General features: G+C 64.2%; 3 protein-coding genes. 1 reads left to right on the forward strand and 2 read right to left on the reverse strand.

Annotated features, from left to right (window positions below):
* Nucleotides 1-558 precede the first annotated feature (558 nt).
* Both V8689_RS19685 and V8689_RS19690 read right to left on the reverse strand, forming a co-directional pair.
* Nucleotides 559-13455 (reverse strand): non-ribosomal peptide synthetase, encoded by a 12897-nt coding sequence (locus tag V8689_RS19685; RefSeq protein ID WP_056786347.1) that lies wholly within the window; start codon nucleotides 13453-13455, stop codon nucleotides 559-561.
* A gap of 51 nt (nucleotides 13456-13506) precedes the next feature.
* Nucleotides 13507-14259 carry a thioesterase II family protein gene (locus V8689_RS19690; RefSeq protein ID WP_056786350.1) on the reverse strand — a complete coding sequence of 251 codons (753 nt, stop codon included), beginning with the start codon at nucleotides 14257-14259 and terminating at the stop codon, nucleotides 13507-13509.
* 301 nt (nucleotides 14260-14560) lie between these two features.
* Between V8689_RS19690 and V8689_RS19695 the strand changes: the two genes are divergently transcribed.
* A complete protein-coding gene (locus tag V8689_RS19695) occupies nucleotides 14561-15112 on the forward strand; it encodes an RNA polymerase factor sigma-70 (protein ID WP_005789991.1) in 552 nt (183 codons plus the stop codon).
* Nucleotides 15113-15188 lie beyond the last annotated feature (76 nt).

A 15188-nucleotide genomic window follows, 5' to 3' on the forward strand; every position in this document is an offset into this window, starting at 1 on the left:
GGCTTGCCTGCGATGAGCATAGGTATCTACACAACTTCGGGATGACGGCGAACCCGTGGCGAGGGAGCTTGCTCCCGTGACGGCCTGGCAGCCGACACAGATATAACTGATGCCCCGCGATCCAAGGTGGGAGCTGGCTTGCCTGCGAAGACGGCCTGACAGTCAACACAGTTGGACCGTGTACATATCCATTCCTGCGGTAACGGCCACTTAGGGTTCCGCTCTGACAGCGGCTCACTTTTGAAAAGCGCAAAAGTAAGCAAAACGCTCTTGCCCCACCACTCGGCACCTCGCTTAGGCTCGGTGTGCCCGTAATCCGCCAGTGATTTGGGGGGCCGCCGCCACGCGCCATCCATGGCGCGGGGCGGCTAAACCGGCATCCCTGCCGGTTTACCCCCCAAATCCCTGTCGAATTCCGGCCAGCGTGGTTTAACGGGGCGCCTAAGATCAAAAGCAGATCAAGATCAAGAGCGGCTCGCTTCGCATCGTGGTTACCGTTGAGCTTACAGAGTTATGTAAATACCTATGCTGCAATGAGGCCCTGACAGACAACGAAGATCAAAGCCCTTCCAACTCCGCCATCAAATCACTCAACCGATCCACCTTCTCGGCACTGATCTCATTGCCCGCCAACCCCTCGATATACCCGGCCAACTCCGCCACCGTGCTGCACTCGAACATCGCCCGCAGCGGCACGTCGCGCTGTAGCGTCTTCTGCACCCGCGAAGCGATCTGCGTAGCCAGCAGCGAGTGCCCGCCCAGTTCGAAGAAGTTGTCCTGCACCCCGACCCGCTCCACCTTCAACACCTCGGCCCAGATAGCCGCCAACGTGGTTTCCAGTTCAGTGCGCGGCGCCACATAGTCCTGATTGTGCAACTGGCCAATCTCCAGGGCCGGCAGGGCCTTGCGGTCGAGTTTGCCGTTGGCATTCAGGGGCAGGCGGTCAAGCCATAGCCAATGCAGCGGCACCATGTACTCGGGCAGCTCGGCACGCAGGCGTTGCTTGATGCGCTCCAAGTGTTCGCTCGGTTCCAGCGTGGCATCGGCGGCCACCAGGTAGCCGACCAGGTGCTTGCCGTTGGCCCCCTCTTGCACACCCACCGCCGCGTCACGCACGTGCGGTTGTTCGTGCAGGCGCGCTTCGATTTCACCCAGTTCGATGCGGTAGCCGCGAATCTTCACCTGGTGGTCGATACGCCCGACATACTCCAGCACCCCATCGCTGCGACGCCGTGCCAGGTCGCCAGTACGGTAGAGCCGCTCGCCAGGCGCGCCAAAGGGGTTGGGTACAAACACCGGGGCAGTGCGCAGCGGATCGCTGACGTAGCCGCGACCAACACCGGTGCCGGCGACGCACAACTCGCCCACCGCCCCTTGGGGCACCAACTCCAAGGCGCCATCGAGCAGGTACAAGCGGTTGTTGTCGGTCGGCGTGCCAATTGGCAGGTAAGTGCCACGGGTGGAGGCCAGATCGACGCGAAAGAACGCCACATCATCGGAGCATTCCGCCGGGCCGTAGGCATTCACCAAGCCGATCTGCGGGTAACGCAGCAGCCACTGATGGGCCAACTCCGGCGGCATGGCCTCCCCGGTCGGCAACATCCAGCGCAGGCCGTCGAGGCTGATGCGCTCCTGGGCCAGCAAGCCCTGAATCAGCGATGGCACACTCTCCAGCACGGTGATGCCCTGTGTTTGAACGTGGGCCAAAAGCCCTTGCGGATCATGGGCAATGGCAGGCGGCACGATGTCCACCCGCGCACCAAACAGCGGCGCGGCGAGGAACTGCCAGACGGAAATATCAAAGCTTTGCGACGCGGTCTGGGCGATCACATCGGCATCGCTCAAGCTCAGGTACGGCACCTTGCTCAGCTGGTTATTGAGCATGCCACGCTGTTCGACCATCACGCCCTTGGGCAAGCCGGTAGAACCCGAGGTGTAGATCACGTAGGCAAGGTTGTCCGGGCCGCTGTAGACACCGGGGTTTTCGCCACGGGCGGGGATTTCCTCCCACACCAGCAACTGGCAGTCGAAGCCTTCAAGCAGTTCGATGGCCTGTTCCCGGCATGCTTCGGTGCACACCAGCAACGGCGTGCGGCTCATGCCGATGATACGGCTCAGGCGCGGCCCAGGCAGCCCTGGGTCCAGCGGCAGGTAACCGGCACCGGCCTTGAAGCTGCCGATGATCATGCCGAGCAAGTCCAACCCACGTTCAGCCAGCAACGCCACCGGTTGGTCCAGGCCCACACCGGCCGCAATCAAGGCGTGGCCGAGGCCGTTACTACGACGGTTCAGTTCGTCGTAGCTCCATTGCTGGTCCAGGCAACTGGCGGCGATACGCTGCGGATGCTGCGCGACCTGCTCCTCGAACAACTCGATGTAGCTGCGTTCCAGCGGGTAGGCATGTGCGCTCTGGTTGCAGCCTTCCACAAGGAATTCACGTTCCTGCTCGCCGATCAGCGCCAGCTCGGCCATGTCGCCATGGAAGCCCTGCACCAGCGCCAGCAACAGGCGTTTGAACTCAGCGAGCATGCCTTGCACGGTGCTTTCGTCGAAATAACGCTGGTCGTAGGACAGGTGCAAACCGAGGTCATCGCCCGGATAACACACCGCCGTCAGCGGGAAGTTGGTGTGGGTGCGGCCAGAATCCGAGGTAGCGTTGAGGCTTTGCGCTCGGTCCAGCACAGAGACTTCCACTGGCGCGTTCTCGAACACGAACAGGCTGTCGAACAGCGGCTGGCCCTTGGGCAATTCGCTGTGTTCCTGGATCGTCACCAAGGGCAGGTATTCGTACTCGCGCAGTTGCATATTGCTGTCGAGCAAGGCGCTCAACCACTCGCGCACGCTGCACGTCTGGCCGTCCTCGGGCAGTTTTACCCGCAACGCGATGCTGTTGATAAACAGGCCGACGGTGCGTTGCATCTCGGGCATGTCCACCGGGCGCCCGGCCACGGTGACGCCGAACAGCACGTCGCGATCGCCACTCAAACGCCGCAGCACCAGGGTCCACGCCGCTTGGGCGAAGGTGTTGACGGTAAGCTGATGCGCCTGGGCCAGTTCGCGCAGTTGCGCACCGTCGCGGGCATCCAGGCGGGTGTAGCAGTCGCCCACCACCATGCCGCCGCTGCCACCGGCGTGTTCGCGCAGGAACGGGCGGTCGCTCGGGATCGGCGTGGCGCGCTCGAAGCCTTGCAAGTTTTGCTGCCACCACTGGCGCGCTTCGTTGAGGTCCTGGCGTTGCAGCCACGCGATGTAGTCGCGGTAGCGCGACGGCGTCGCCAATTGCGCATCGCGGCCTTCGCCCAGGGCTGTATAGATATCGAAGAAATCATTCATCAGCAGCGAACGGCACCAGGCATCGATCAGGATGTGGTGGTTGCTCATCATGAACCAGTAGCGCGCCTCGCCCACGCGGATCAGGCGCAAGTGGAAAGGCGCCTGGTTGAGCAAGTCAAAACCGGCTTCGCGCTCGGCCTTGAGCAAGGCTTGCAGACGCGGCTCCTGCTCGTCCTGCGGGTCGGCGCTCCAGTCCAGGTACTCAATCGGCGTGCTGCCGGGCTTGTGGATCACTTGCAGCATGTTTTCGCCGACGTTCCAGCAGAACGAGGCGCGCAAGGCTTCGTGGCGGGCGATCACCGCTTGCCAGGCCTGGGCAAAACGCTCCGGGTCCAGGGCGCTGTTGATGCGGTAGCGGTCCTGCATGTAATACAGGCCGGTGCCGGGCTCCAGCAGGGTATGCAGCAGCAGGCCCTCCTGCATCGGGGTCAGCGGGTAGACGTCTTCGATGGCGCTGGCCGGAACCGGCAAGGCGTCCAGTTGCACCTGGGTCAGGTGCGCCAGGGGGAAGTCGGACGGCGTGAGGCCGCCGGCATCGTCCTGCAGGCAATGGGCGATCAGGCTGTGCAATTCGGCCAGGTAAGCCTCGGCCAGATCGCGAATCACTTGTTGATCATGACGCTCACGACTGAAGGTCCAGCGCAGCACCAGCTCGCCGCCGTAGACCTGGCTGTCGATGCTCAGTTCATTGGGCAACGGCGCATCCGGGTCATGGGCCAGGCCGGCGGATTCCTCCAGTGGATGGAACAGCGCCTCAGTGCCAAAGCTCTGATCGAACTGGCCCAGGTAGTTGAAGGTGATCTGCGCGCTCGGCAACGCGGCCATGCTCTGCTTGCACAGGTCATCGGCCAGGTAACGCAGCACGCCATAGCCCAAGCCTTTATGGGGCACACCACGCAGTTGTTCCTTGATCGCCTTGATTGAGTCGCCCTGCTCGGCCTGGGGCGTCAGGCGCAGCGGATAGGCACTGGTGAACCAGCCTACGCTGCGGGTCAGGTCGATGTCATCGAACAAGGTTTCGCGGCCATGGCCTTCCAGTTGAATCAGCGCCGAGGCGTGCCCGCTCCAGCGGCACAGCACGCGGGCCAGGGCGGTCAGCAGCAGGTCGTTGACCTGGGTGCGATAGGCACTCGGCGCCTGTTGCAGCAACTGCCGGGTGCGCTCGGTATCCAGGCGCACGCTGACCGTCTCGGCATCACCGTTTCGCAATGTTCCTTGTGGGCGCTGAACCGGCAAGGCCAGGGCCGGGCCAGCCAATTGCGCTTGCCACAGGCTCAGCTCTTCGCGCAGGGATTCACTGTGGGCATAGGCTTGCAAGCGCGCGGCCCAATCGCGCAGCGCGCTGGTTTTGGCCGGTAGGCTGACGGACTGGCCTTCACTCAGTTGGCGATAAACGTTTTGCAGGTCTTCCAGCAACACGCGCCACGACACGCCGTCCACCACCAGGTGATGGATGGCGATCAGCAAGCGTTGCTGGCCTTGCGGCCCATCCACCAGCAAGGCGCGCAACAGCGGCCCCTGTGCCAGGTCGAGGCTGCGCTGGGTGTCGGTGAACAACGCCGTGCATGCCTGCATGTCGCGCACCTGCGCCTGCAGCAGCACGCCGCCTTCCGGTACGCCCAGGTGTTCGGCATGCCATTGCGCGTCGCGCGGGGTGAAGCTCAAGCGCAGCGCGTCGTGGTGTTCCAGCACGGCCAGCAGCGCTTGCTCCAGGCGGTGGGCATCGAGCAGTTGCAGCGGCTTGAGCACCAATGCCTGGTTCCAGTGCTGACGCGCCGGGATATCGGTGTCGAAGAACCAGTGCTGAATCGGCGTGAGGCCAGAGGGGCCGGTCAGCAGCCCCTGCTCGGCGATGACTCGCTCCGAGCGGGTCGCCACGGCAGCCAGGCTCTGTACCGTCTGGTGCTGGAACAGGTCACGGGGGCTGAAATGAATCCCGGCCTGGCGCGCACGGCTGACCACCTGGATCGACAGGATCGAGTCGCCGCCCAGTTCAAAGAAGTTATCGTCGAGGCCGACTTGCTCCACGTTCAGCACCGCGCACCAGATGGCAGCCAGGCTGTGTTCCAGCTCACTGCGGGGCGCCACGTAGGCTTGGCGATTGGCCTCTGGGTCCGGCTCCGGCAAGGCGCGGCGGTCGAGCTTGCCGTTGGCGGTGAGTGGCATGCTCTGCAGCACGATCAAATGCGCGGGCACCATGTAGTCCGGCAGTTGGGCCTTGAGGTGCGCCTTCAACGCATCGCGCAAGGCGGCGGGCTCGGCATCGCTGACCAGATACGCCACCAGCTGTTTGCCGCTCGGCGCATCCAGGGCCAGTACCACCGCTTCGCGCACAGCTTCATGTTCGAGCAAGCGCGTTTCGATTTCGCCCAGTTCGATGCGGAAACCACGGATCTTCACCTGATGGTCGATGCGCCCCAGGTACTCCACCAGGCCATCGGCACGTTGGCGCACCAGGTCGCCGGTGCGGTACAGGCGCCCGCCCTTGGCGGCAAAGGGATCTGCGACAAAACGCTCGGCGGTCATTCCCGGCCGCTGGTGATAACCCTGGGCCAGGCCGGCGCCACCGATGTGCAGCTCACCGCTGGCGCCCTGGGGCACCAGCGCCAGGTCGGCGTCGAGAATGTAGGCCACGCGCTCGCCGACGATGCTGCCGATCGGCACGCTGCCGGCGCCCTCCTCCAACTGCTCGGGAGCCAGGCTGGCCAAGGGCATCACCACGGTTTCGGTGGGGCCGTAGGCGTTGAAGAACAGCTGGGGCGTAAACGCCGCACGGATGCGTTGCAGGTGTTCGCCGGTCAAGGCTTCGCCACCGGTGATGCACATACGCACCGGCAGCGTCTGTTGTTGGGTCGCCAGCCACTGCGCCAGCTGGCTGCCGTAGCTGGGGGTAAAACCGAGCACATTGATGCGATGGGTACGGATCAGCGCGCAGATTTCTTCGGCATCCCACTGGCCCTGGGCGCGCAATACCACCCGCGCCCCGCACAGCAGCGGCACCAGCAAACGCTCAGTGGCGGCGTCGAAGTTGATCGAATAAAAGTGCAGCTCGCAGTCATCCGGGCGCATGTCAAAGCGCTCGATCACCGCTTGGCAATGCATGGCGATCTCACCGTGGGACACCAGCACGCCTTTGGGCTTGCCCGTGGAGCCCGAGGTGTAAATGAGGTACGCCTGGTGTTGCGCCAGACTCACGAACGGCAGCGCCTCGGCGGGGTAGTTGGCCAGCACCGGCGAGTCATCCTCCAGGCACCAGCACGCCACCGTCGCCGGCAACTCACCCAGGGCTTCGAACAGGGCCGCATCACTGAGCAGCAGGCCGATGCCACTGTCTTCGATCATGTAATGCAAGCGGTCCAGCGGGTATTCCGGGTCCAGCGGCACGTAGGCGCCGCCGGCCTTGAGGATCGCCAGCAAACCGATGACCATTTCCAGCGAACGCGGCAGTGCCAGGCCCACGCGCACGTGCGGGCCCACGCCACGCTCGCGCAGCATCCAGGCCAGGCGGTTGGCCCGCTCATCCAGTTGCGCATACGAGAGGGTCACACCGGCAAAGGTCAGCGCCGGGGCATCCGGCCGCAGGCTCGCCTGCTGGCTGAACAGCTGATGGATGCACTGGTCGAGGCGATGCTCGCCCTTCTCCACGCCCAGGCTGCCTTGCAAGGCGCGTTGCTCATCGGCGCTCAGCAACGGCAATTCGCTGAGGCGCTGGCCGGGATCGGCGATCAGCGCTTCGAGCAGGTTGCACCAATGCGCGGCCATGCGAGCAATGCGCGGCTCGTCGAACAGGTCGGTGCTGTAGGTCAGACAGCAACCCAGGCGATGGTCGAGGTCGGTGACTTCCAGGTTGAGGTCGAACTTGGTCGCCCGCGCATCGTTGGCCAGGTACTCCACGGTCATGCCAGCCAGTTGGCGGCTTTGCTGAAATTCCCAGCGCTGCACGTTGCACATCACCTGGAACAACGGGTTGTACGCCGCGCTGCGCGGTGGTTGCAGAGCTTCCACCAGGTGGTCGAACGGCAGGTCCTGATGGGACTGGCCCTCGATCACGGTGTGACGCACCTGCTCGAACAACTCGCTGACCTGCATCTGCCCAGTGAGCTGGCAACGCAGCACCTGGGTATTGAGGAACGCGCCAATCAAGCCTTCGCTCTCCGGGCGGATACGGTTGGCCACTGGCGCGCCGATGCGCAGGTCGGTCTGGCCGCTGTAGCGGTAGAGCAACACCGCCAGGGTCGCGGTCATGGTCATGAACAGCGTGAGGCCGTGTTGCGCGTTGAAGGCACGCACGCGAGCGGCCAGCTCATCACTCAAGTCAAAGCGGTACAGCTCGCCCCGGTGGCTTTGCACCGGTGGCCGTGGACGGTCGCCGGGCAGTTCCAGCAACGGGTGTTCGTTGCCCAGTTGCGCGGTCCAGTAGTCCAGCTGGCGCTGGCGCTCACCGGCTTCCATCCACTGGCGTTGCCACACGCTGTAGTCCAGGTACTGCACCGGCAACGCTGGCAGCGGTGAATCGCGCTCGTCGATAAAGGCTTCATACAGGGCGCTGAGTTCACGGGCAAAGATGTCCATGGCCCAGCCTTCCGTAACGATATGGTGCAGGGTCAGCACCAGGTAATGTTCCTGCTCGCCGGCCTTGACCAAACAGGCGCGCAACAGCGGCCCGGCTTCCAGGTTGAACGGCGTGTGCGCCTCGACATCGGCCAGTTGCTGCAAACGCTGCTGGCGCTGCGGCTCATCCAGCGCGGAGAAATCCTGCCAGTCCATGCGCACGCCGGTTTGCGCCGAGACCTTCTGGCAGGCCACGCCGTCAACGCTTGGGAAAGTGGTGCGCAGGGTTTCATGACGCATGATCAACGCCTGCAAGGCCGCCTCGAAACGCCCCACATCCAGCACCCCGCGCAGGCGCGCCATGCCGCCGACGTTGTAGGCCGGGCTGTCCGGCTCCATCTGCCAGAGGAACCACATGCGCTGCTGGGAATAGGACAAGGGGACCGGCAGGCTGCGGTCGACTTTGGCGATGGCAGTCTGTTGGTTGCGCTGGCCCGCCGCCTGGATCAGCCCGACCTGCTCGGCAAAATCGCCCAGCTCGCTGGCTTCGAACAGGGTACGCAGCGGCAGCTCGACGTCACAGGCCTGGCGGGTGCGGGAGATGATTTGCGTGGCCAGCAACGAGTGCCCGCCCAGTGCGAAAAAGTCATCGCGCAGGCCGATGCGTGGCAGGCCCAGCACCTCACGCCAGATCGCGGCGATTTGCAGCTGCAAGGCTGTGTGCGGTTCGACGTGTTCGCGGGTTTGCCATACCGGCTCCGGCAAGGCGCGCCGGTCGAGCTTGCCGCTGGGGCTCAGGGGCATGGCGTCCAGGCGCATGAGCAGCGCAGGCACCATGTACTCCGGCAACTCGGCGGCCAAGGCGATTTTGACCGTTTGCTCATCCAGTTCGGTGTCGGCGGTGTAGTAGCCGATCAACTGGGCATCACGCACCAGCACCACGGCCTGGGCGATGCCTGCGAGGGCCAGCAGGCGCGCTTCGATTTCTTCCGGTTCCACACGGAAACCGCGCAGTTTGACCTGCTGATCAAGGCGCCCGAGGTATTCGAGGACGCCATCGGCGTTCCAGCGCGCACGGTCACCGGTGCGATACAACCGAGTGCCCGCCGCGCCCAACGGGTCGGCGACAAAACGTTCGGCCGTCAGCCCGGCACGGCCCAGGTAACCCCGCGCCAGGCCGATGCCGCCGATGCACAATTCGCCCGGCACACCGGCCGGTAGCGGGTTGAGCTGCTCGTCCAGCACGCGGCAGATGACATTGCCCAGTGGCCGGCCAATCGGCGAGCGCTCGCCATCGGAGGCTGCGCATTGCCAATGGGTGACGTTGATCGCGGTCTCGGTCGGGCCATAGCGGTTATGCAATTGCACCGCTGGCAAGCGCGCCAATACGCGGTTACGCAACTCGGCGGGCAAGGCTTCGCCACCGGAGAACAGGCGACGCAGACTGGTGCATTCGGCCACCAGCGGCTCGTCGATAAACAGCTGCAACAGCGGCGGTACGAAGTGCAGCGTGGTCACCCCATGTTCCTGCACAAGCTGCGCGATACGGTGCGGGTCGCGATGTTCGCCCGGCCCGGCCAGTACCAGGCGGCAGCCGGTAATCAATGGCCAGAAGCACTCCCACACCGACACGTCGAAACTGATCGGCGCCTTTTGCATCAGCACATCGGTGTCGTTCAGTTGATAGGTGGCCTGCATCCACTGCAACCGCTCGGCCAGGGCGCCGTGGGTGTTGCCCACGCCTTTGGGTTGGCCGGTGGAACCGGAGGTGTAGATCACGTAGGCGAGGTTATCGCCATGCAGGTGCAAGCCGGGCGCCTGGGTCGGCCAGCTGTCGAGGTGCAGGCTGTCCATGGCGATCACGCACACGCCTTCGGCACTGGGCAGTTGGGGGAGCAAGGCGGTCTGGGTGAGCAGCAGTTGCACGCCGCTGTCCTTGAGCATGTAGGCCAGACGCTCGGCCGGGTAATCCGGGTCCAGCGGCACGTAGGCGCCACCGGCCTTGATGATGGCGAGCAGGCCGATCAGCAGTTGCGGCGAACGCTCGGCGGCGATGGCCACGCACACGTCCGGGCCAACGCCCTTGTCGCGCAGGTAATGGGCCAGGCGGTTGGCCTGGGTGTGCAGTTGGGCGAAGGTCAGGCTGCCGTCCTGCCAGACCAGCGCGGTGGCGTCGGACGTTTGTTGGCTGAGCAGCTCGGGCAGCCAGTGCCGGGCCGGCTCGCAGGGGGCTTCGCTCCAGGATTGCTGTTCGTCGGCCTGCATCAATGGCAGATCGCCGATGGCGTGTTGCGGTTGCGAACACACAGCTTGAAGAAGATGAATGAACTGCTCGGTCAGACGCTGGATGGTCGCGCAATCGAACAACTCGTCGGCGTAGTCGAACGACAGGCTCAAGCGCCCATTACGGTCTTCTTCGCTGTGCAGTTGCAGGTCAAACTTGGCTTCGCGGCTGTGCCAGGGCAACTCATCGGCCAGCAAGCCCGGCAGGCGGCGCAAGGCACTGAGGTCACGTTGCTGGTGGTTGAACATGACCTGGAACAGGCCCTGTTCGCGGGCCTGGGGGAAGGCTTCCAGCAGTTGTTCAAAGGGCAGGTCCTGATGGGCCTGAGCGGCCAATGTGGTCTCGCGAGTGGCGGCCAGCAACTGGTTGAACGGCAGGCGCCCGTCCAGCTCGGCGCGCAGCACCAGGGTGTTGATAAAGAAGCCGATCAGGCCCTGGGTTTCCTGGCGTGGGCGGTTGGCATTGGGCACGCCGATACGGATATCGCGCTGGCCACTGTAGCGATAGAGCAAGGTCTGGAACGTCGCCAGCAGCAGCATGAACGGCGTCGAGTCATGGGCCTGGGCGGTCTGGCGGATCGCCGCACTGAGGCGTGCATCCAGGCGCTGGCGATGACGCGCGGCGCTGTGCCGATGCTGGGCGGCACGCGGGTGATCGGTGGCCAGGTTCAGGGCCGGATGCTCGTCACCCAACTGCGCTTTCCAGTACGCAAGCTGTCGCTGGCCCTCGCCTTCGGCCAGCCATTGGCGCTGCCAGCTGCCATAGTCGGCGTATTGCAAGGCCAACGGCGGCAGCTCCAGGGGTTGGCCTTGGGCGGCAGCGGCGTACAGGCGCGAGAACTCGTCGATCAGGATATTCAGCGACCAACCGTCGGCAATGATGTGGTGCAAGGTCACCAGCAATTGGTGCTCTTCATCGTCCAGGCGCACCAGGGTCACCCGCAGCAATGGGCCTTTTTCCAGGTCGAACGGGCTGCGCGCCTGCTCTTCGCCAATCTGTTGCGCACGGGCTTCGCGCTCGGCGTCGGACAGGTCGCTGAGGTCGATGACCGGCAGTTCGAAATCCGCCGAAGCCTCGACACGCTGGAACGCCTGGCCGTCGCGTTCGTAGAAGCGCGTGCGCAGGGCTTCGTGGCGCTGGATCAGTTGCTGAAAGCTGTGGCGCAGTGCGTTTTCATCCAGCTCGCCGCGCAGGTGCAAGGCGCCGGGAATGGTGTAGGCGCTGCTGTGAGGGTCCAATTGCCAGGTAATCCACAGGCGGTTCTGTGCCAGGGATTGGGGCAGGTCTTCTTGGCGCGACAGGGCATGGATCGCGCCTTGGGCCACGCCGCCGTCCTGTTGCAGTTGCGCCACGGCCGTGGCGAAGGCCGCGAGGGTCGGCGCTTCGAACAGCAGGCGCAGGTTCAACTCCAGCCCGAGGGTTTCGCGCAGGCGGGCGACCACTTGGGTCGCGGTGATGGAGTTGCCGCCCAGCAGGAAAAAGTGATCGTCGCCCGCCACCTGGGCCAGTTGCAGTTGTTCGCACCAGATCGCCGCGATCTGCTGTTGCATGTCCGATTCCAGCGCCACTTCGCTCGCCGGCCCTTGCTGCCCGGGGAACTGCGCGTAGCTGTCGAGGCTGCCATCGGCCTGCCGAAGCGCACAGGCCGCACGCTGCACTTTGCCGCTGGAGGTCTTCGGCAAGGCGCCGGGGTTGAGCAGCACCACCACGCTCGGGGCTTGCTGGCAGGCCTCGGCCACGGCTTGGCGGATCGCCTTGATCAGCGCTTCGGGCGGCAGGATTTTCTGCACGCTGCGGCTGATTTCCGCGGCAATGCCGATGCCCTCCAGGCCCTGGTCATCGACCGCAAATGCGGCGACCCGGCCCTTGCGCACCGCTTCCACTTCGCGCTCGATGGTCTGTTCGATGTCTTGGGGGTAGAGGTTATGACCGCGCACGATCAGCAGGTCTTTCAGGCGCCCGGTGATATACACCTCGCCGTCGCGGATGAAGCCCAGGTCACCAGTGCGCAACCAGGTGCGGCCGGCGTGCTGGACGAAGGTCTTGGCGCTGGCTTCAGGGTTGCGCCAGTAGCCGTGGGCGATGCTCGGGCCGGCGGCCCAGAGTTCGCCGACGCACTGGTCGGGCAGCTCGGTGAGGGTGTGCGGGTCGGCGATCAACACGGCGTGGTCCGGCTGGCCGGTGCCGCAACTCATGATCGCAGGGCCCTGCCCCGGTTCGGCACGGTTGGCGGCCAGCGCCTGCTCGTCCACGCGCAGGGCGGGAATGCCACGGCCACGGGTGCCGCCGGCGACAAACAGGGTGGCTTCGGCGAGGCCGTAGGACGCGAAGAAATTATTCGGGGTGAAGCCACAGGCGGCGAATTTTTCCGCGAAGCGTTCCAGGGTGTCGAGACGGATCGGTTCGGAACCCGAATAAGCCACGCGCCAGCGGCTCAAGTCGAGGCGCTCCAGGGCCGACTCACTGACCCGTTCGCTGCACAGACGGTAGGCGAAATCCGGGCCACCGCTGATAGTGCCGCCGTATTCGCTGATCGCCTCCAGCCAGCGCAAGGGCCGGCCGAGGAAGTAGGCCGGCGACATCAACACGCAGGGCACGCCGCTGAAAATCGGTTGCAGCAGGCCGCCGATCAGGCCCATGTCGTGGTACAGCGGCAACCAGCTGACGATCACGTCGTCAGGGTTGAGGTCGATCCCGAAGCCGCGACGAATCAGCAGTTCGTTGGCGACCAGGTTGCCGTGGCTGACTTGCACGCCCTTGGGCAACGCGGTGGAGCCGGAGGTGTATTGCAGGAAGGCGATGTCGTCGGCCTTGAGGTCGGGCGCGACCCACTGGTTGGCCTGCTGCGCCTCCAGGGTGTCGACGCTCAACACCGTGGGCGCATTTTCAATCTGCGCCAGGCCTTCGCTGAGGCTGGCAATGGTCAACAGCAGCCGCGGCTCGGCATCGCTGATGATCGACAGCAGACGCTCCTGGTGATGACGGCGCGTGGACTCCGGCGGATACGCCGGCACCGCGATCACCCCGGCGTACAGGCAACCAAAGAACGCCGCCACATAGTCCGGGCCACTGGGGAACAGCAACACTGCGCGCTCGCCCAAGCCAGCATTGGCTTGCAAGGCAGCGGCGATGGTGCGGGCGCGTTGGTCGAGGTCGCGATAACTGAGCACCACACTGTGCTCGGCGCTCTCGGCGAGGAAGCGCAACGCCACCTGGTCCGGCGTCTGTGCAGCACGCTGCTGAAGGGACTGGACCAGGGTGCGGGGGAGTTCGAAGGCGTCCATCATGGGGTTCCTGCCTGAAATCGGCTTACGGGAAATTCGGGAAGTCGGTGGGGTTCAGCCGGCGGCGAGCTGCCGCGCCGCGCCAATGCGCCAGCGCGTCAGGTGCTCGTCGGCATAGCGACGCACACAGCGCAGCACGGCGCTTTCGTGCTGCACGAGGAAGAAGTGGTGGCCGTCAAACATGTCCAGGGAAAACCCACTGGCGGCATCGAGTTGCCAGTCGAGCAACTGGTCGGCACGTACGCTGTCCTGCTTGCCACCGAACACGTGGATCGGCAGCGCCAGGGGCTGGCGCTCGCCATAGGTGAAACTGCCGCACAGCAGAAAATCGGCGCGCAGGATCGGCAACATCAGTTGCATCAACTCAGGGTTGGCCAGGGCTTCTTCGGCGGTGCCCTGCAATTCGCGCAGGCGGGCAACAAGTTGGGCATCGGTCTTTTCGACGGCGTACTCGCTCACATCACGACGCGCCGGGCCCGCCGTGCCAGACGCGAACAACGCCAGCGGCGCAGGCAGATTGCGTGCGTTTAAAGCGTGGGCCAATTCAAACGCCAACAGCCCGCCAAGGCTGTGGCCGAACAAGGCATAAGGGCCATCGAGATCACGGCTGATCTCGTCGGCAAGCTGCGCGGCCAAGGCCTTGATATCGCGCTGCAACGGCTCGTCCATGCGCATGCCGCGCCCCGGCAATTCCAGCGGGCACACCTGCAGCCAGTCCGGCAGCACCCGGCGCCAGCGCGCATAGACCGAGGCGCTGGCGCCTGAATGGGGCAGGCAAAACAGGCGCAGCCGCAGGGGCGTACTCATCCGGCGAGGACTCCAAACTGAAACACGCTGAATGCACGATAAAAACCCATCTGGTCCTCCTGCGGGTGCTGATCCTTGGCCGTTGTACTAACGAACCTGTCACCCATGAGAACGGACAAAGGCGGCAAATAATTAGTCGCCGGGGGCGAGCGAGACGTGGTTCACACCTTCGCGCAAGGCATAAGATTAGTTCGCCTTCTCATTTGACAATCATTATCATTCAGCATAATTTGTTGCCCGATGTGTAGGAGGCCTCAGCAGGGAAGCCCTCCCCTAACCTATTAGCAACAAGGTGATTTCCATGACGGAACAAGTATCCACAGGCAGGTGCGATTCACCCCTTCTCCAGGCGTTCGTCGACAATCGGCTGATTCTGGTGAAGATCGCGGCCCGCATCACCGGGTGCCGCTCCCGCGCCGAAGACGTGGTGCAAGACGCCTATTTTCGGTTGCAGTCGGCGCCGACCATCACCTCATCGTTCAAGGCTCAACTAAGTTATCTGTTCCAGATCGTGCGCAACCTGGCGATCGATCACTACCGCAAGCAGGCCCTGGAGCTCAAATACTCCGGGACTGAAGAGGAAGGCTTGAATGTGGTTATTCACGGCGCTTCACCGGAAACCTCGCACATCAATTTCAACACCCTGGAAAACATCGCCGACGCCCTGACGGAGTTGCCACAGCGCACCCGCTACGCGTTCGAGATGTATCGCCTGCATGGCGTGCCGCAGAAGGACATCGCCAAGGAACTCGGGGTGTCGCCGACGCTGGTGAACTTCATGATTCGTGACGCGCTGGTGCATTGCCGCAAGGTGTCGGGTAGCCATAGCGATACGTTTGCGCGGCGGGTTTGAATCACGCCGCCGCACTTCCGGACAAGCGAACGATTCCTTGACGTGCTTTCAATAGGAACAGGCAGCACTGCACATA

Source organism: Pseudomonas sp. AK181 (assembly GCF_051122975.1).
Classification (GTDB): domain Bacteria; phylum Pseudomonadota; class Gammaproteobacteria; order Pseudomonadales; family Pseudomonadaceae; genus Aquipseudomonas; species Aquipseudomonas lactis.